Source organism: Holdemania massiliensis AP2 (assembly GCF_000327285.1).
In the GTDB taxonomy this organism is placed as follows: domain Bacteria; phylum Bacillota_I; class Bacilli_A; order Erysipelotrichales; family Erysipelotrichaceae; genus Holdemania; species Holdemania massiliensis.
In genome coordinates this window covers 109964-128464 of sequence record NZ_HE998569.1, presented here as the reverse complement: position 1 = coordinate 128464, position 18501 = coordinate 109964, and the positions used below count along the sequence as shown (strand labels likewise).

General features: G+C 47.0%; 15 protein-coding genes. 4 read left to right on the top strand and 11 right to left on the bottom strand.

From position 1 onward, the window contains the following. Positions 1-7 precede the first annotated feature (7 nt). Complete coding sequence (locus BN162_RS12970; protein ID WP_020225553.1) at positions 8-1087, top strand: response regulator; 1080 nt, start codon at positions 8-10, stop codon at positions 1085-1087. A gap of 355 nt (positions 1088-1442) precedes the next feature. Here BN162_RS12970 and BN162_RS18965 read toward each other — a convergent pair whose 3' ends face one another. After that, on the bottom strand, positions 1443-1688 hold the full coding sequence (locus BN162_RS18965; RefSeq protein ID WP_208854764.1) for a DUF6017 domain-containing protein: 246 nt from the start codon (positions 1686-1688) through the stop codon (positions 1443-1445). Positions 1689-2467: 779 nt separating this feature from the next. Next, on the bottom strand, positions 2468-3226 hold the full coding sequence (locus BN162_RS12965) for an exodeoxyribonuclease III (protein WP_020225552.1): 759 nt from the start codon (positions 3224-3226) through the stop codon (positions 2468-2470). Between the two features lie 229 nt (positions 3227-3455). Here BN162_RS12965 and BN162_RS12960 point away from each other — a divergent pair, with 229 nt between their 5' ends. Together BN162_RS12960 and BN162_RS12955 are read left to right on the top strand one after the other, a co-directional pair. After that, positions 3456-3713 carry a hypothetical protein gene (locus BN162_RS12960; protein WP_208854763.1) on the top strand — a complete coding sequence of 86 codons (258 nt, stop codon included), beginning with the start codon at positions 3456-3458 and terminating at the stop codon, positions 3711-3713. A gap of 191 nt (positions 3714-3904) precedes the next feature. Beyond that, positions 3905-4192: a hypothetical protein gene (locus tag BN162_RS12955; protein WP_020225550.1), complete on the top strand. Its 288-nt coding sequence runs from the start codon at positions 3905-3907 to the stop codon at positions 4190-4192. Positions 4193-4293: 101 nt separating this feature from the next. Here the strand turns inward: BN162_RS12955 and BN162_RS12950 are convergent, their stop codons facing one another. The 5 genes from BN162_RS12950 to BN162_RS19095 all read right to left on the bottom strand — a co-directional run bounded on the left by BN162_RS12950 (position 4294) and on the right by BN162_RS19095 (position 9628). Continuing rightward, a complete protein-coding gene (locus BN162_RS12950; RefSeq protein ID WP_020225549.1) occupies positions 4294-6003 on the bottom strand; it encodes an FAD-dependent oxidoreductase in 1710 nt (569 codons plus the stop codon). Positions 6004-6094: 91 nt separating this feature from the next. Continuing rightward, positions 6095-6961 carry a LysR family transcriptional regulator gene (locus BN162_RS18060; RefSeq protein WP_020225548.1) on the bottom strand — a complete coding sequence of 289 codons (867 nt, stop codon included), beginning with the start codon at positions 6959-6961 and terminating at the stop codon, positions 6095-6097. Between the two features lie 57 nt (positions 6962-7018). Beyond that, a complete protein-coding gene (locus BN162_RS18055) occupies positions 7019-7876 on the bottom strand; it encodes an HAD family hydrolase (protein ID WP_020225547.1) in 858 nt (285 codons plus the stop codon). Continuing rightward, entirely contained in the window at positions 7846-9297 is a 1452-nt protein-coding gene (locus BN162_RS12935; RefSeq protein ID WP_244264200.1) for an aminopeptidase family protein P, read from the bottom strand. Before BN162_RS12935 ends, BN162_RS18055 begins: the two co-directional genes overlap by 31 nt. Next, the gene (locus tag BN162_RS19095) at positions 9218-9628 is read right to left on the bottom strand and encodes an aminopeptidase P family N-terminal domain-containing protein (protein ID WP_244264199.1); all 411 of its coding nucleotides are present in this window, start codon (positions 9626-9628) and stop codon (positions 9218-9220) included. Before BN162_RS19095 ends, BN162_RS12935 begins: the two co-directional genes overlap by 80 nt. A 188-nt stretch (positions 9629-9816) precedes the next feature. Between BN162_RS19095 and BN162_RS12930 the strand changes: the two genes are divergently transcribed. Continuing rightward, complete coding sequence (locus tag BN162_RS12930; protein ID WP_020225546.1) at positions 9817-13170, top strand: glycoside hydrolase family 2; 3354 nt, start codon at positions 9817-9819, stop codon at positions 13168-13170. A 188-nt stretch (positions 13171-13358) separates the two neighbouring features. Here BN162_RS12930 and BN162_RS12925 read toward each other — a convergent pair whose 3' ends face one another. The 4 genes from BN162_RS12925 to BN162_RS12910 all read right to left on the bottom strand — a co-directional run bounded on the left by BN162_RS12925 (position 13359) and on the right by BN162_RS12910 (position 18413). Next, a complete protein-coding gene (locus BN162_RS12925) occupies positions 13359-13823 on the bottom strand; it encodes a GNAT family N-acetyltransferase (RefSeq protein WP_020225545.1) in 465 nt (154 codons plus the stop codon). Between the two features lie 96 nt (positions 13824-13919). Further along, positions 13920-15275, bottom strand: a complete 1356-nt coding sequence (locus BN162_RS12920; protein WP_020225544.1) for an ATP-binding protein — start codon at positions 15273-15275, stop codon at positions 13920-13922. 223 nt (positions 15276-15498) lie between these two features. Further along, entirely contained in the window at positions 15499-16866 is a 1368-nt protein-coding gene (locus BN162_RS12915; protein ID WP_020225543.1) for a sulfatase family protein, read from the bottom strand. A gap of 2 nt (positions 16867-16868) precedes the next feature. Then, positions 16869-18413: a DUF3604 domain-containing protein gene (locus tag BN162_RS12910; protein WP_020225542.1), complete on the bottom strand. Its 1545-nt coding sequence runs from the start codon at positions 18411-18413 to the stop codon at positions 16869-16871. Positions 18414-18501 lie beyond the last annotated feature (88 nt).

Sequence of the window (18501 nt, the reverse complement as noted above, 5' to 3'; positions counted from 1 at the left end):
AATGGGAATGTACAATTTTTTACTTATTGAAGACTCGATTGAAGATTCGAACTCTTTTCAGGATACCATAAAGCGTTTAAACACTGCGGCTGATGAAGAACTCTATCATTTAGAAGTAGCAGAGACATATGCAGCCGGCATGGAAAAAGTTTCTGAAAAAATCAATGGTATTATTGTGGATATCAAATTGGATGGAGATCATAGCGGAAATGATCTTATAAGAGAAATAGTAGAAAAATTTCGTGTACCTGTAGCTATATTTACAGGCACGCCCGATACAGAGCAAGATTCTAGCTCTCCAATCCAGATATATAAAAAGGGGGAATCGAGCCACGAAGAGATTCTCCATGAATTATGTACTGTTTTAGATACAGGCCTGTTCAATGTCCTTGGTGGGACAGGCATCATTGAGAATGTCATGACTAAAATCTTTTGGAAAAATCTCTATCCTCAAATCAGTCTTTGGAAAGAAAAACGGGCACAGGGAATTGAAACTGAAAAAGTATTGCTTCGATATGCAGTATCTCATATTCAAGAGCTAATTGATAACGAAGTTCCTGCATACGTTACAGAAGAAATGTATATAAAACCGCCGATTTCACAAGATATTAAAACGGGTTCAATTTTCCAATCCACAAAGGATGGTTTGTATTGTATTGTGCTATCACCCCCTTGTGACTTAGCAAAGCATGGTGGAAACTTTAAGACGGATCGAATTCTTGTTTGTGAAATCGACAACCACGATACCGTAAATACTGCTATCACCGACAAAGCAACAAAAAGAAAAGATAAAAAAGCAGATATACAGAATGCAATAAAAAATAATTCCACTGACTATTATCATTGGTTGCCACAAAACACCTTGTTTGTAGGTGGATACATAAACTTTCGGAAGGTCATTACATACCCCCCTGAGGCATTCATTAAAGAATATGGTCTACCTAAAGTGAAAGTTCAAGAATATTTCGTAAAAAATATTTTAAATCGTTTCTCTGCATATTATGCTCGTCAAGGTCAACCAGATTTTGATTTCAAATCGGAAGCAAACACCATAATTGATAAAATTATGCCAATCGAAGCAACATAAAGAACGTGAGTACAGCCATCGGACAGACCGAAAAGCTGTACTTACACTTTTGTGTTATAGGAAGTTAAGGAAAACAGATCTTTTTTACTTTCTGTCAGCAGACCGACAGGCACGAAAAAAATCTTAAAGAATCCATGGTGAATAGGCGATATAGGAGATTATTCTTCTAGACCTTTATCCACGATTTTTGGAACGTTTGGATAGGTTTTGAAGACTGACGAGTAAAATCACCTAAAAACAATGTTTACAGTGCACATTTGCTGATTTTTGCACTGATCATTACGTGACAATGGCTTTGCCGACTACTTCTTCCTGCATTTACTCAGCCCCTTCGCCTATCCCTGTACATGCCGTACTATACTAGGGTGGAATAATAGCTGCTGATGTTGGCAAGGGTAATGTAGAACACCATTTCATGATATCGCTGACATAGGTGATATTGTCCTTCATGCAGTACATCACATACTGCACATGTGGACTGTCCAGCTTCAAAAAACGGAATTTTACCCACTTCGGCCAGGTAATCATCCCCGGCTATGCGGATCGTCTTTCGCGAAGAACAAGCCGTATCTAAAATCAGTCTTTCGATCTCGTCCAACATTTCACGGTCAATGTGGCTGCCCTAGCTAGATAGATACTCATAGCTGATATTCTCACAACGGACTTCACAGTATATTTCTCTTTCTCTCGTCCCATCCTTTTCTATCCTACTCTTGCGGAGGATAGGGGGATTTGATTGGATAGAGATTTGATATATCTTCAATTATTTGTGTGAGATCTTCCTGTATAAGCGTTTCCTATTCAAGTTCCAGTGATTTACCCAAACTGCCCTTTCCTGTTTCGGATACGCACACGGATAAAATAGCCGTGTGCCTCCAACTCACGGATGCCATCGCTGATACTGTCTATCCTGTCCTTGCAGATACGGTAGAAGATCTTAATCGTGTAATCCCAATTTTGAGTGAGTGAGAGCATGCGGGAAAGCCGCCCTTCTCTTTCAACGACAGAGATATATCCCAAAAAGGGTAATTTGACATAGCCGGATAATTTCGGATCATTTCGATACAGTAAACTGCCATGCCTAGTACCTCCTTCTTGTATATTTAAAAAGTGTTGATTTTTGGCATTCTGGTCACCTGTCCCCCTCTGATATCTACCGCATGGAAAACACCGACGCCACTTATGAACAGAAGGCACAGATAACAGGAAAAGGGGGCTGTTATTTACGTATCAGCGCCCTAAATGCCTGTCAGTATTTGATTATTTTGACTTCACACCGTGTTTGCACCTAAAAAAACATAGATATCACTGACTTTTCAATGTTTTCTTATTTGGCACTACCTAAAGAATCCTTTTTCCTGTTCACTCCTTTACTTTGAATTAAAGGTCAATTGCGATGCCGACCGGGCAATGGTCAGAACCCAGAATATGACCGTAGATCACACTGTCTTTCACCTGATTCATCAACGCTTGGGAAACGATGAAGTAGTCAATCCGCCACCCGACATTCTTAGTCCGGGCTTGAAAGCGGTAAGACCACCAGGAATATTCGATTTTTTCAGGATATAAGGTGCGGAAAGTATCCGCAAATCCCAGGCCTAACAAATCCCGCATCTTCTGTCGTTCCTGATCGGAAAAGCCCGGATTGAAATGATTGGTTTTGGGATTCTTCAAGTCAATCTCCTCCACCGCGACATTCAGATCACCTGTATAAATCACCGGTTTACTTTGATTCAGCTTCGTCAGATGCCGCTGCATCGCATCCTCCCACGTCATCCGGTAATCCAAACGAGTTAATTCTTCCTTGGAGTTTGGCACATACGCAGTCACAAAATAGAACTTTTCAAATTCCAGCGTAATCACACGGCCTTCCTTCGGATGTTCCCCTTCCGCCTCATCAAAATCATATTGAACTGACAGCGGTTCCTGTTTGGTAAAAACAGCTGTACCGGAATAACCCTTGCGTTCAGCGCTGTTCCAAAATTGATGATAACCCGGCAGCTCCAGTTCGATCTGGTGGGGCTGCAGCTTGGTTTCCTGCAGCGCGAATATATCGGCGTCCTGTTCATTAAAAAAATCTAAAAATCCCTTCTGCAAGCAGGCGCGAAGCCCATTTACATTCCATGATATCAATTTCATAAAGCACCTCATTTTTTCTGCTTTCATTTAACCAGATTTCGACAAATTTATCTACTGATTTGATTTCATTTCTGTTTCCAATACGTCTGGGATCCGCGATAATAGGATTGATTGACAAAGGATTACTGCAGAAGTTTCGAGTTGAACTAATTACTGCTGGGAAGTCCCTGGCTCTGAATGAACTTGTCTTTTCAGATATTTCCGATAAAACAAAAAATATGAGGTAAAAATGATGAAACAATTAAAATTGATCGTCTTGCTTGTTCTGCTTGCTTCATGCAGCGGATCACCGGAACAAAAGGCTTCATCTCTGACTTTAGAACTGAATGAAACTTTCTGGATGAGTGACAATTTGCAAGAAACTGAGTGTGAATTTGATCCTGATCAAATTGTGGGTGCCTGGATTATGCCACATTCTCCCTCCCCAGAAATGTATACCGAGTATTATCTTGATAATGGACTCTATGTCATGTATGGAAAAATTTGATGGATGAGACGAATCACTATTTCTATCCCTTTCGCTTAGGCAGCTATTTCTTTATTGACTGCCATTTAGTAACAGTGACCCGGTGATCCCTTTACCAGCCGGAGCCCCTCTTTTCAACATCGATCCGCAGAATCAGTAAATTATCAGATGAAGAACTTCACACGGATGACTACGCAAAGTATACGCGCATTATGCCTGATCCTAATACCCGCTTGAACGGTGAATGGACCCTTCCCAGAACCAATCAGGATTATACAATTGATATCAATAAAAATGAACTTATACTTTCCGGCAGAATCCCCGAAACGATTTCAATTCAGCAGCTCTCTGAAGATGTGATTGTCATCAACTCTTCATTCATCAGTGAAATCGGTTTATATCGTTATGAATTAGATCAGGATCATCTTTTACTTTATCCGTTGTATCGAGATAATCCTGAGAAAGGTTATATCACCGTAATCAGACCTGAAAGCGAATAAATAGATACGCTTAAAAAAAGTAAAATTAATAGAGAGCAGAAGAAAACACAGCTTCCAAACCAGCTGTGTTTTCTGTTGATACGATTTATATGATTAAGCTTTTATTCTTCGCCCGCAATGACCTTAACGGCCTTGATCGCAAAGGTCAGCGTTCGTCCGCAGGCCAGACCTGGGAACAGCTCAGGATAGTTATTCGCAAAGAAGCTGCCGGAAGCGTTGCCGATCGCATACAGCCCCGGAATAACCTGTTTCTCTTTGTCCAATACCTGCATTTTGTTGTTGATCTTTAAGCCATCGCCCGTGCACAACAAGCTTGCGCCCAGCCATACGCCATAGAACGGGGCTTTTCGCAGCTGCGATAAATAATGACTGGACTTGAAGAATTCATCATCTTCCCCTTTGTCGTAGATCGCGTTATACCGGTCGCACTGAGCCAGAAACGCCTCTTTCGCAGATCCTTCAAAACCCAGCTTATCCGCCAGTTCTTCCAGCGTATCGGCTTTCATGATGATGCCGTCGGCGACATTTTTTTCCATCTGCTCCGCCATCATATCCGGCAAAACACGAGTCAGTGATGAACAGCCTAACGTGTGGAACTTCTGCCAGTCTTCTTTAAAATCCGCATCATAAACCTGACAGTAGACTCCGCCTTTCTGATTGGCAGCCGCAAAGACGATGTCGTTATATGGACAGCCTTCATTCGCAAAACGAATGCCGTCGCGGTTGACTTTCATGAACGGCTGCGTCCCTGGATTCCATTGCGAGATGGTTCCCGGGAAGTGCTTTGCGCCATTGGAAGCAACGACATAGCCGGCATCCACGCCCGGGGCTACCGCGCCGCGGTCAAATAACATAGGTGCTGCTTCCTTGTCCATATCGGCACCAATCCACAGTCCGGCTTTAATGCCGTCGCCATGGTTTGTGGCAAAGTAGCTGCTTGCGGTCGTACAGGAAACTGCCAGCGGCGAGAGGGCTTCCATCATCTGGGCATTGCCTTCATAACCGCCAGTCGCGATAATCACGCCTTGTGGTGCTAAAACTTTGATGTAATCACCTGCGCCATTCTGAACAATTGCGCCTTTGACCGCGCCTTCTTCACGAATCAGCTCGACTAAAGTATGTTCAAAATCAACATGATAACCTTTTTTCTCGATATAATCGACAAACAGCTTGTTGCGCGGCGTGTCCTTCCATTCGCTGTCCGGACGGGCATTGTAATTGTGCTGCGTCGGGGCATGATAGTAATCGGTGCCCTCTTCCGCCATGCCGGTATCCGCTTCAAAGTAACAATCGTAGCCATAGGAATCCATGATCGCTTTGACATAATCATGCATTGCCGCTGATTCATCCAGCCAGACCTTGACGACACTCTGATCCAGTTTGCCCGATGCATAACGCGATAATTCGCTCATTGCGCGTTGGCGGTCAATCGGTTTTCCCGCCGCTAAAGCGTCGACGGAATCCGCTGCTGCATACCAGTTCCGTGTGTCGCAGACAAACGTGTTCTGTTCAATAATCCGAAAATCCAGACCCGCATCGGCGGCCTTCACCGCTGCCATCATGCCGCCGTTGCCGGCTCCGACAATCAGAACGCCGGTATTCCAGGTTTCTTTGATCTCGCTGTCCTGGATCTGCGGCTGCTGACCAAGCCAGTCCTGCGAGGATGAGCCTGCTTCTGGGGTTGGGGCCGTCGTTGTCGGCGTGCTTCCGTTATTCCCACAAGCGCTTAACAGGCCCATGGCCGCTAGCGATACAGCGCCGGCCGCACTGCCCTTCAGGAACTCCCGTCTTGAAATTCCAGTTTTCTTCATCTTTCTTCCCTCCTGTTTGTGTAAATCCACACAATCACATTATAAAAGAAAAGAAAGCTTCTGCTTATTTCATTAACGGATGGGCTTATGCTCATTTCAAATATCGAAGCAGCTTCTTTAACGCAATGTTCTGAGAATCCCGGCGATAGACTAAACCCAGACGGATCAGCTCCGGCTGATCGGCTTGGATCGGTACCGCTTTGATCAGCGGACTATCCGCCAGGATTCCGCCCTCCGGCGCCAAGATGACGCCCTGGTTTAACTCCAGCAGCCGTCGGGATGCCGGAACATCCTTGACCGGTGTTAAAACAATGTTCTCCCGCAATTCCGGACTGAACTTTTCCAGATAGGCGGCATACCGCAATGGATTGCGACGGGCAAAGAGGATCTGCGGCATGGAGGCCAATTCATCAAAAGTCACGCTCTCCCGTTTAGCCAAAGGATGATGAACATGTAGGTAAGCCTGGGTTTCTCCACAGAACATTTCCAGATATTCCAGCCGTTCCAGATTGACATCCTGCGGCCACATCATGCAGCAGTCAATTTCCCCGGTTTCCACCTGATTCAGTTCCGAAACAAAATCCACCGGAATCATTTCCAGCCGAACTGAAGCCTCATCCCGAGTCAGCTGTTCCAGTGCCTTCATCAGCCGGGCCTCCGCAAAACCAATGACGCCGACTTTGAGCGAAAGTCCGGCCTGACTGGCCTTGCGGGCTTCCTCAACCGCCGCCTGGTATTCACATAAAAGCTGACGGGCATGAGAATAAAAGATCTCCCCGGCTTTCGTCAGCACGACCTGATTTCGATTGCGTTCAAACAGATCAAAGCCCAGCTCCTGTTCCAACAGGTGAATAATCCGGCTGATCGAGGGCTGTGATAAATGTAAGACCTCGGCACTTTTAGAAAAATTCAGCGTCTTGGCAACCTGCACAAAACAATCCAGACGATCGACTTTCATCGCGGTTCTCCTTTCTGTTCTTTCTATTGATTTGATTCTTTGCAAGAAACAGAGCGATTACAAAACCAACCGGCGCAGAGCTTCGCCTACACCGTCCTCCTCATTGCTCAGCGTGATATAATCGGCCTGTGCTTTCACCTGATCGGCGGCATTCGCCATCGCAACGCGCAGACCACAGCCTTCAAACATCGGCAGATCATTGATGCTGTCACCAATGCCCAAAATCCGTGCCGGATCCATCCCAAGCTGCTTCGCCGCCTGCCGAATAGCCCTCCCTTTATCCGCCTTGGCGCTGATCACTTCGATATCGCCATAAGGGTAGACAAACAGCCGCACGCCTTCAACATTGCGCAGCTGGTCGGCAATCTGCTCTGTTTTGCCTTGAGCCCGAATCAGCAGTTTATAGACAGGCTTTTGAGTCTGGGCAACAACCGCTTCCAGGTCCTGATTTGGATAATAACTCAGCCGGTGTTCCGCAGGCAGATCTGCCGTATAGGCGACATAATCCGTGGTCAGCTGATCGGCATGACTGCACCAAATCGTGTTCAGCTGCTTCATGAAGGTGCAACAGTTCTCCGCTTTCAGCCGCTTCAGCATCATCATCAAGGCCCCTTGGGGAATCGCTTCCCCCTCCGACTGGCCGCGGAAATGACGGTAAGCGCCGACAAAGCCGATCACTGCGACCCGCGGGTCAATCAGCTGAGCTGTCTTGTAGGCAAATTGAAAGGCCCGGCCAGACACAACAGCCACCTCAATTCCCTGATCCAGACACCGTTGGATCTGGCGGCGGCTCAGCTGGCCGATCTGCTTGCTGCGGTTGAATAAAGTTCCATCCAGATCCAGACAAACCATCGCCACCGGCTGAGGCTGAACGCTCTCCCTGCTTAAATCGACCGCGCAGCGTCTTTCAGCCATGCGGCTTCCTCGGTTGTCAAATAGGGTGTCAGAGCCTTGCGTACCCGTTGATGATACCGGTTCAGGGCTTCCCGTGCAGAAGGCGTCAGGATCTCTGGATCGACGGCGTCCAGATCAATCGGCGCCAGCGTTGTCGTTTCAAATTCCATAAACTGGCCATAGAAATTCTTCTCACCCAACTTGACGATCAGCTCGTTTTCTATCCGAATACCGTATTGTCCTTCAACATAAACACCCGGTTCATCCGTGACGACCATTCCGGCTTCCAGCTGCTGCATCTCGCTTAAGGCCGCTGTCCGCTTCCAGCGAATGCCATGCGGCCCTTCGTGCACGTTAAGCAGATAACCTACGCCATGGCCGGTGCCGCATTGATAATCCAGATTCAGCTGCCACACCGGCCCCCGTGCCAGAATATCCAGATTGATGCCGCTGCAGCCATATAAAAACCGCGCTTCTGACAGGTTCAGCATCCCCTGCAGCACCGTCGTATACACTTTCTTGATTTCCGAAGAAATCGGCCCCAGCGCAAAAGTTCGGGTGATGTCGGTCGTTCCTTCCCAATACTGACCACCGGAGTCAATCAAAAGCAGACCGTCGGCTTCCACCGGCACATCCTGCTCAGGATCAGCACTGTAATGCATCATCGCGGCATTGGCCTTGTAAGCGCAGATCGTGCCGAAGCTTTCTTCTAAAAAGCCTTCCTGCTGAGCGCGCAGCTGATGCAGCTTTTCCTGAATTGAACATTCGCTCATCGCTTCCTTGCCGACACGGGTCTTCAGCCAGTACATCAGCTTGGTCACCGCGATTCCGTCTTTTAGATGTGAAGCGCGCAGATTTTCTATTTCAATTGAATTCTTAATCGCTTTTTTTAGACTGATCGGGCTGGTCTTTTCAATCCTGTTGCAGGATTGAGGAATAGCCCGGATAATCGCATCATTGAGCTTCTGCGGATCGGCCCATACGTTTTGATCCTTCAGCTCAGCCACATCCAAATAAAAAGTCTCATATGCACGGATTTCAATGTTCTGCTTCTGCAGCTGCAGCTTATCCGGATCCGACAGCTTGCGGGTGTCAAGATACAGCACGGCCTGATCCTGCGTCAGCCAGCCGTAGGCCAGAACAACAGGATTATACTGCACATCTGTGCCGCGCAGATTAAACAGCCAGGCAATGTCATCCAAGGCCGAGATCAACAAGACCTGCGCTCCTTCCGCTTTCATAATCGCACGGATTTCTGTTAACTTCTCCGTTGTTGACTGACCACTGTAACGCTCATCTAAAAGCACGGCTTGAGCCTCTGACAGTGCTGGACGATCTTTCCAGATCAGATCCACCAGATCCTCATTGACAATCCGCGCCTGCTTTTTTTGCCAAGGCCGCTTCCAGTTCACGCCCCAATGTCGCGCTGACCATGCGGCCATCGTAAGCCAGACAGCCGCCCTGCGGCATTTGATCCACGATGAACTGAGGAAAATCGATAACGCCTTCCTGTCCCATTTTATATAAGGTAATCCCGGATCCAGCCAACTGCCGCTCTGCCTGAATAAAGTAACGGCCGTCGGTCCACAACCCAGCCTGATCCCGAGTCACGACTAAAGTTCCCGCTGAACCGGTAAAACCAGACATCCAGGCTCGGGCTTTAAAATAATCGCCGATGTATTCGCTGCCATGAAAATCGGATGACGGAATCAGGACGAGATCGACTTGTTTCTGTTCCATCACCTGCCGAAGCTGTACTAATGTTTCTTTCATATCCACTCTCCTCAATGATCCTTATTGTAGCTCAAAAGCTGGAAAAATGCAGCCTGCCCGCTGTCAACTTCTGCTTTTTACAAAAGTTTCCCCATCTTTGAAAGTTCCTTTTTTCGGCTTTGGCCAGCCCTGCCATTTTCTCGGCGTGTGAATTATGATATAGTGAGGATAAGCTTCAGGAGGTTTTCATGAAAAAAATCATCGCTGTTTTATTATTCAGCTGTCTGATTCTGGGCGGCTGTTCGTCAAAAATCGATCAGTTTACAGAACCGGAAGGGACACCGCGTCCAAGTATTGAGCCGCTGCCGATAGATACTTCCTTTGCCGGGGAAGAATGGTACGATCAGATGGAAGTCTGGCAGCTTCACCGTGAACCTGCCCGCGCTTCGCTGACACCTTATCCTACCCCACAACAGGCGCAATCAGCGGAAAGCAGTGCCCTGGATGAGCTGGACGCTTCCGCTTCTGAGCGGATTCAGTCGCTCAACGGAACCTGGGCATTCTATTATGCCGCCAAACCGACCGACCGCTTAAAAAATCTGGTCGGCTACGATGCCCAATGGTATTGGGAGGATTGGGATACTTCGGATTGGGATACAATGGAAGTCCCGTCCAATATTCAGACGCAGTGGGATGAAGACGGCCAATTTCGCTATGAACCACCGATCTATGTCAATCAGATCTATCCATGGCTGAACTATGAAGCCATCCAATATGGAGCGCAGGGGCAGCCGGTCGCCGCCACCGCCTTCAACAGCGTCGGTCATTACAAACGGGAGTTTACCCTCGATGAAGGCCTGCGGAACAAACATGTCTTTCTGCGTTTTGAAGGTGTGGAGTCGGCGTTTTACGTCTATATCAACGGCCAACAGATCGGTTACAGCGAGGACAGCTATACGCCGGCAGAATTTAACATTACGCCGTATTTAAAAGACGGAACCAATACGATCGCGGTTGAGGTTTACCGCTGGTCGGACGGCAGTTATTTTGAAAATCAGGATTTTATCCGCTTGTCCGGCATTTTCCGCGATGTGACGCTGATCGGCCGGGAGGATGTGGAAATCCGCGATCTCTTTGTCCAGAGCGAGCTGTCCGAAAATTACGATCAGGCGCAGGTGCAGGTTGACGTCGATCTGCGTAATCTGTCAGCCGAGATCCAATCCGGCTGGATGCTGGAGCTCAACCTGCTGGATCAGGGAACATCCATTCTGGATCAGCCGTTAGTTCTGAACAGTCCGGATTTATCCGTGTTGGAAACCACAGAGAATCAAACCGGAACCCAGCTTTCAGCAAGCTTCAGCGTTGATCGTCCAAAATTGTGGTCACCGGATAAGCCGCAGCTGTTTCAGCTGATCGCCACGCTGAAAAATCCCGAAGGTGAAATAGTGGAAAGTGTCTGTCAGCGGATCGGCTTCCGCAAGATTCAGATTGAAACCCTAGATGGGGTTCAACAGATTCTGCTGAATGGAAAATCACTCATGCTGAAAGGCGTCAACCGTCATGAAACCGATCCGGTCAAAGGCCGGGCATTGAGCGCGCAGGAGATCGCAGCGGATCTGAAATTGATGAAAGCTTACAACATCAATGCCTTCCGCACTTCCCATTATCCGAATCATCCGCTGACCTATGACATAGCGGATGAACTGGGACTGATCGTCGTCGATGAAGCCAACATTGAATCCCACATCGGCGAGAAAGAACTGGGTGTTCCGGGCAACAATCCGCTGTATAACGGTTTGATTATGGATCGGACTGTCAGTATGGTGGAACGGGATAAAAATCATGCCAGCGTGCTGTTCTGGTCGCTGGGCAACGAATCCACCTATAAGGAATATGAAATGAACGAAAACTATCCGTTCTACAACACCTCGATGTGGATTTTGCAGCGGGATCCGAGTCGGCTGCGAGTTTATGAGCGCGATAACCGGATTGGCCAGACCCGCGAAACGTCGATGGTTGACGTCGCCAGCAGTCAATACTGGACGCTGGATCAGCTCAAAGATTACGCCCGGAAAAACAAGAACGCTTTTTTCCAGTCCGAATACATCCACGCGATGGGCAACGGCGTCGCTAACCTGGAGGAATACTTTGAAGTATTCCGTACTTATCCGCACCTGCAGGGTGGCTTTATCTGGGATTTTATCGATCAGACCATCCTGACCGGCGATCCAGCGACAGGCCAGTTTTTCTACGGTTACGGCAGCGATTGGCAAACACCGCTGAACGACGGGGATTTCTGCGGCAATGGGCTGGTAAACGCGGACCGTACACCGAGCGCCGAGCTGCAGGAAGTCAAGAAAGTCCAGCAGGACGTGCGGTTTCTCTATGAGGCTTCCACTTCTCAGTTAACGCTCATCAATGATTTTTTGGCAACGAATCTCGATGAATTCGTCGCGGAACTGAACTTTTATCAAAATGGCCAGTTGTTTCATCAGGTGCTGTTGAGTGATGCAGAAAAGAAAATTGCCCCGGCTGACTCCAAAACACTGAAGGTTGAGCTTCCAAAATGGGATGAAAACGCTGAAATTGTATTGGAAGTTCTTGTCAAGTATCAACAGGATCAGCTTTGGGCGAATGCTTACGGCGGCCGGCAGGGTGATAGTTTAGCCTTTGAGCAATGGGTTCTGCAGAAAGCGAAACCGCTGACTTCCCCTGCTTCCCCCTCAGCTTTAAGCATAACGGAGGAAAATGATAAACTTGTCCTCAAAGGACAAAGCGATCAGAATCAGAGCTTTGAAATCCTTCTGAATCCTTCCACGATGGAAATTGAATCCTATCGCCTTGATCAAAAATCCTTTCTCACAGGTGGTCCGCAGCCTTCGTTCTACCGGGCCGAAACTTCCGGGGATCCGCAGTTTTCTGAAGCGGTAAAACAGGCCGGAAAAGCCGTCGTATACAAGACACCCTCGATTCAGCAAACGGAAGAAAACGGGGCAGTGAGCCAGCTTACGCTCACAGCTGAGGGCACGATCAATGAGTTTGATACCCCAGTGGAAACGAAAATCGTGATTGATGGAAACGGAACAATCAGCGTATCCATGACGATGAAAGTCCCTTCGGAGAAAAAGATCGGTCCTGTCGCCCGCGCAGGTCTGACCTTAAACCTGGATTCTTCTGTCGAACAAATTCGTTATGTTGGAAAAGGCCCGGAAGAAAACTACGTTGACCGATACACCGGTTCCCGCCTGGGTCAATGGACACAAAAGATCGCAGACTTCTATAATGATCAATTGTTAAAGCCGCAGGACAGCGGCAACCGCACGGATGTCCGCAGTCTGACTCTGCTTGGTGAAAAAGATACATTGAAGCTCACGTTCAGTGAACCGGTGGGCATGAACATTCTGACCTGGGATGAACTGTCACTGTCCCAAGCCGCTCATCTCAAGGACGCCAAAGCGTTAACCCAGCCGCTGCTTCATCTGGATGCCGTTCAGCGGGGCTTGGGGAATGGCAGCTGGGGCGCTGAACCCTTAAAACAATACCAGATCCAACAGAATCAATCCTATACGGTTTCCTTCACCCTTGAACCCGGCAGTCACTAACCTCATCCATCTCCGTGATGAATTGGAAACTCGTTCTCCCGTCAAGGATTGTTCCCTGTTATAAAGCGATAGCCCTGCAAAAAGCCATCCGGTTTAAAACCGGATGGCTTTTTTACAGCTGAATTGAGCGATGAATAAGCGCTTGCTTCTTGATCAATTGATGTTTACATAAATAGGATTTTCGTGGATCATTTCTCGTAGAAAACCAAGGTCATACGCGAATTGACCACCCGTGTTTTTCCGGTTTTCTTGTATCCCATTTTTTCATAAAGATAGGCAAGCTTCTCTTCCTGTAAAATGGTATCCAATTCCCAACCCTGTTCGCCATAGATCTTTTCAATCTGGCGAATTGCTTCCTGAGCATATCCATGACCCTGAAACTGAGGCAAAACAAAAATCGGCGACAACCGTTTCAGACTTCCGTCTTTCCTGTCCGTCACGCTGAGGACACCTACATGAATGTCGTTGACATCAATAAAATAATACTTGCGATCCTTCTGTGAACATCGCTGCTGCATTTGTTCCAACGTTTGATTGGCTGGACTGGTATCATAATCCTGATAACGTTGAAGCATATCACGGAAAGCGATTTTCTGCAGGGCCAAAATTTCAGCAGCCTCTGTCTGTTTGGCTAATTTTAATTCAACTTGCATGTCTGCTCTCCCTGGAATTCATTTGGAATTCATACTTAATCTGATCTGATTCATACTTTTTCCGGCATTTCTTTATTTGTAACCAAAACTCTGAAATCATGGAATCAAAAGATCCGCTTCATCTCTCGGACGATTTTGGAAAAACATCACAAAGTAAATGGGCAGATAAGTAATCTTCCCTTTGTGCGTAATCTGCCTTTGATTACAAAGCACAAAAGCCTTTTCAATGTGATAATCTTTGTTAGTCACCAACGTATTTAAAGCACTATGAATCGTGTAGTCTTTTCCTGACTTCACCTCAATCGGAACCGCGGACAAACTGGCAAAATCATCAATCAGGTAATCGACTTCCCCTTTACTGCGGTTATCATAGTAGAATAACTTATATCCATGGGCGATCAATTCGCTGGCTACAACGCTTTCGTAAACTGAGCCTAGATTAATCGAACAGTTATCATCTAAGATTGCCCGAATATTATTCCCATACAGAATTCCCGATAAAATTCCAACATCATTCAAATACAGTTTCAACAGATTTTTCTCCTGAGATTCGATCAGAGGAAAATGCGGATCCGAAATGGCCTGCACATTCAGAACAATCCCTGCGCTGATCAGATATTCAAATTCATCTTGATAGTCTGAGAAGGTCTTGCCCTTCTTCTCTTCAATGCGTTTAGCCACAATTCGTTTTTTCTTATTTTTCATATTAGAAGGTATTAAATCGTAGATACGCCGAATCTTCAGCTTTCGTTCTTGATCATATCGAGATGCATCCGCTGCATAATATTCATGGATCTCAGACTGAATATCTCGAACACGTTGAATATTCTGTGTTTCTAAATAAGCATTCACCGCATCCGGCAGTCCGCCTACAAGTAGATACTTCCGAAAGAAATCCATCATTTTGTTATGCATATTCTCATCTAACGACTCTCGCTTCTCAAATTTAGAACGTAAAGAATCGATAACAAATTGATTCATGCCATTCGCATAAAGAAATTCTTCAAAGTCTAAAGGAAACATTCGTACTTTACGGATACTTCCCATTGGAATTGAAAGCGTATGGGATAAAGTAACCCCCAGCAAAGAACCGCTGGCGATATAGGTGAATCTGTCATCCTGAGCTAAAAACTTCAACATTGTTAACAGATGAGGATAGGCCTGTATTTCATCAATAAATATTAAAGTATTCTCCTTTTTACCCATCTTTCTTCCGGCAATCATACTGACCTGCAAATAGAAATCCTCTACCGTTTTCACTTTCGCAAATAATTGATCACCCAGAGAATCTTCAGCCATATTGATCTCAATGAAATTTTCAAACAACTGTTGTCCAACATAACGAATAATAAAAGTTTTTCCCACTTGCCGGGCACCATCAATCAATAAAATCCTTTTCGAATCTGTACGCAGATGTTCTTTAATCAACACTTCAATTTTACGATAAAGCATAGAATCCACCTCTGACTTTTCAAGATTATTATAAAGTTAATTAACTGACTTTTCAATGATTTTAAATCAGATTAAATATGACTTTTCAATTATATTTCCGCTCTAATCTGACCACTTTTCAAAAAAATTTTTTTACATTGAAAAAATCTCTCCTTTTCCAACAGCGATTTACCGCTGCGTGCTTAAGAGAGATGGATTTCAATTTAAAGATTTTTCTGTCCGTTTACTGCCACCGTCCGCGTGGATCGTAATCCTGCGGCTCTTTGCTTGAAGCATTAATGCATTCCTTTTTATTGACCTTATACGTCGGCTTCATTTCCAGTTCTCCATCCAAAATGGGATCGTGCGTCCGAAGCTGGAATTCCCGAAGTTTTTTGCGCATTTCTTCCAGAATTTCCTGATACCGCAAGTCCTGTACCAGATTCTGACGTTCATCCGGATCATAGTAACAGTCATACAGGGCTTCCATCGGCTTCTGCTGCTGAGCTAAATCGTGACGCATATAGAAATCCTTGGAAAGGGAAGAATCCATGTTCGACAGATTCAGCTTTGTCCAGCTTTCATCATAATACCGAATGTATTTATACCGGCGTGTACGCACGCAGCGGATCGGCTCATAGCTGGTGTGAAAATTCACTTCGGCAAAAATCTCAGAAATCGGCTCAGCACTCACATCATCAAACACTTTCGCAAACGAGGTGCCTTCCAGATAGTCCGGTTTTTCCAACTTTAACAGATCGCATAAGGTCGGCAGCACATCGACGTGCGAAACCAGAGCGTCGATCACTTGTCCATTCGCCACAGCGTGAGGGACGCGCATGATCAGCGAAACCCCGATGCCGCTATCCGTCAAATTGCATTTATTAAACGGCAGCGCGACGCCATGATCCGTCGTAAACAGCACAATCGTCTTTTCCAGTAAGCCGCTTGCCTTTAACTGGGCAATCACCTTGCCGAAATTCTGATCCATGTAATAGGCAGAAGTCAGAAACTGCGCCTGATCATGCCGTGTTTCCTCATTGTCATCAATGGGAAACGGCGGGCGCACATAGCGTTCATCCACCGCCTCACAAATCTCAAGCGGATACGGCCGATGCGTGCTGTGCATGCCATAGCTTAGGAAGAACGGTTCCTCCGGATTGGCCTGTTTCAGCCATTGGCATACGCGATCCGCATTTTCCCCGTCCCACCGATGCAGTTCTTCCTTTTTATAGGCATCCGCGGACGCGGTCAGCACTTCATGATAGCCCAGTTTCCCCGGTGCCTCCCCATCCAGATACCAGCCGGATTCATGCTGAATCCCGCACAGGACGGTGTGATAGCCGTTCCGGCCCAGAAACTGCGCCAGATGACGTTGGTAATCATTTAATCCAAAGCCCCGCTGCGCCAGGCCCAGCATCCCGTTCTGATGCGGATAGGTGCCCGTCAACAAGGCTGCCCGGCTTGGCGAACAGGTCGGTCCGGCACAGTAAGCCTGCGTGAACACCGCCGCCTCCTTCGCAAAGGCCAGTAAGTTGTCCGTCGGCGCCGCAGCCCCATAAGGACTTAACATCCGTCCGCTGTCATGCGTATGGATATACAGAATATTCATGCCTATTCTCCCTTCTTTTCAACAAAGACCGGGCTTGTCCAGGCGCATCCTCCGTTTCTTTCCCAGATCCGTAAGCGCAGATTCTGGACCTCGCTCAAATCCAGTGTTCTTTCCAGCTGCACATGGTAGCCGCTCTCCGGCACAGCCTGACCAATTTTGAATTTATACGCATTATGCCACCATGGGTCGGTTCGATAATAGTCTGTGAACTGGAAGCGGTCTTTAACCAACTGACGGGCTTCTTCTTCCAGTTCGACAACCCGCGAAGTCTTAAGCAGATCTGCCGCGGCTAACGGATATTCCACGCCGTCGACAGTCAGGATTACAACCCCATCCTTTTGCGTTTCGACTTCAAAGATAAAGCCTTCCGTCGTGACTGCCGAAGGACCCATCCACTTGCCGGTCGCCGTTGTCTTGTAGGTCGTTAAATCAAATTCGCAGCGGTTGTCCGTCACATCATGCAGATCCTGGCCAAAGTTGCTCCAGCACTTTTCAATGCTCAGCAGCTTGCCTTGCGGCACTTCCAACGCTCCCTGCCATTGACGGGAAGCGATATCCGGGAAAATCCGGCGGTCAGGACCCCAGCCGAATTCCACTTTGAACTTAAAGCGGATTGTATCGCCCAGCGGCAGGCGTTCCCAGGTCGAGGTGTGCGGAATCATTTCCACGACCTGATTGTCTTCGATCACTTCGATGCGGTCAATCGCATCGCTGCCGATCACATCCAGAGATAGCTTGGCTTCCTGATTCGACTCGATGACATCGCCCATCATCTTACCGTCGACCTGCATCCGAATCTCAATTTTATCCTTGGATACGCCATAGGTATGACGTTTCTGCATCGCATCCCAAATCGCTTCCTTTGAGTTGTTTTCAGCTAAGCAGGCCATGTAGCCGAAGCCGTAGACACACGGAGCGGAATGATTGTCGCCGGAAGCGATAACGCCGAATTTATATCCCTTTTCCCAGCCGCGTTCAACACAGGTTTCTCCCGTCCGCGGCCCCATGTGGACATGCCGGGTCATTTCAATTGGACCGTTGTCATTTTCACTGCTGCCATGGGAGGAATAAATTTCCACAAACGGCGAGAAGCTTTCATTATGCGTTGCCCAGTTCTTGCCGCGATTATCTAACTGATAAGCCAGATGATGCGGAATGCCGATCACGTCTTTGCCGGCATAGGCTTTGACTAAATCCGCATAGCGCAGCGGATATTCCATGCTCTGCAAATTGTCCTTAAAGAAGACATTGTGATCGCCATCCTGACCTGCCCCCTGCCATTCATAGCCCATAAACATCGGGAAGCCTTCGGCATTGACCTGATTGGTAAATTCGCGCAGAATTTCCCAGTCCTTTTCAATCACATCCAGCGGATACCGGTCTTCCACACCCAAGCCTGTTTCATCCCTGCGCATTGTATAAGGATAATAGGCAATCGGCCAGAAATCCATTGTCTTTTGTACCTGATCAAACCACTGCGGCAGTTCGTTCATCTGTTTATGATGAATGTTGCTGTGCATATCCGTCCAAAGAATCTTATAAGCCATGCGTTTTTTCCTCCCATTTCTTCGTATCGCTTTTATTTTACTTCTGTTTCATCAGAGAATGAACCGTCATTTTCTGATGAAACAGACA

Excerpts from the sequence above, each read along its gene's own strand:
- BN162_RS12935 (WP_244264200.1), bottom strand. The coding sequence starts at position 9,297 with ATGGCCGCATGGTCAGCGCGACATTGGGGCGTGAACTGGAAGCGGCCT.
- BN162_RS12965 (WP_020225552.1), bottom strand. The coding sequence starts at position 3,226 with ATGAAATTGATATCATGGAATGTAAATGGGCTTCGCGCCTGCTTGCAG.
- BN162_RS12915 (WP_020225543.1), bottom strand. The coding sequence starts at position 16,866 with ATGAATATTCTGTATATCCATACGCATGACAGCGGACGGATGTTAAGT.
- BN162_RS18055 (WP_020225547.1), bottom strand. The coding sequence starts at position 7,876 with ATGGCTGAAAGACGCTGCGCGGTCGATTTAAGCAGGGAGAGCGTTCAG.
- BN162_RS19095 (WP_244264199.1), bottom strand. The coding sequence starts at position 9,628 with ATGAAAGAAACATTAGTACAGCTTCGGCAGGTGATGGAACAGAAACAA.
- BN162_RS12920 (WP_020225544.1), bottom strand. The coding sequence starts at position 15,275 with ATGCTTTATCGTAAAATTGAAGTGTTGATTAAAGAACATCTGCGTACA.
- BN162_RS12925 (WP_020225545.1), bottom strand. The coding sequence starts at position 13,823 with ATGCAAGTTGAATTAAAATTAGCCAAACAGACAGAGGCTGCTGAAATT.
- BN162_RS12970 (WP_020225553.1), top strand. The coding sequence starts at position 8 with ATGTACAATTTTTTACTTATTGAAGACTCGATTGAAGATTCGAACTCT.
- BN162_RS12910 (WP_020225542.1), bottom strand. The coding sequence starts at position 18,413 with ATGGCTTATAAGATTCTTTGGACGGATATGCACAGCAACATTCATCAT.
- BN162_RS18965 (WP_208854764.1), bottom strand. The coding sequence starts at position 1,688 with ATGTTGGACGAGATCGAAAGACTGATTTTAGATACGGCTTGTTCTTCG.
- BN162_RS12960 (WP_208854763.1), top strand. The coding sequence starts at position 3,456 with ATGATGAAACAATTAAAATTGATCGTCTTGCTTGTTCTGCTTGCTTCA.
- BN162_RS12950 (WP_020225549.1), bottom strand. The coding sequence starts at position 6,003 with ATGAAGAAAACTGGAATTTCAAGACGGGAGTTCCTGAAGGGCAGTGCG.
- BN162_RS12955 (WP_020225550.1), top strand. The coding sequence starts at position 3,905 with ATGCCTGATCCTAATACCCGCTTGAACGGTGAATGGACCCTTCCCAGA.
- BN162_RS12930 (WP_020225546.1), top strand. The coding sequence starts at position 9,817 with ATGAAAAAAATCATCGCTGTTTTATTATTCAGCTGTCTGATTCTGGGC.
- BN162_RS18060 (WP_020225548.1), bottom strand. The coding sequence starts at position 6,961 with ATGAAAGTCGATCGTCTGGATTGTTTTGTGCAGGTTGCCAAGACGCTG.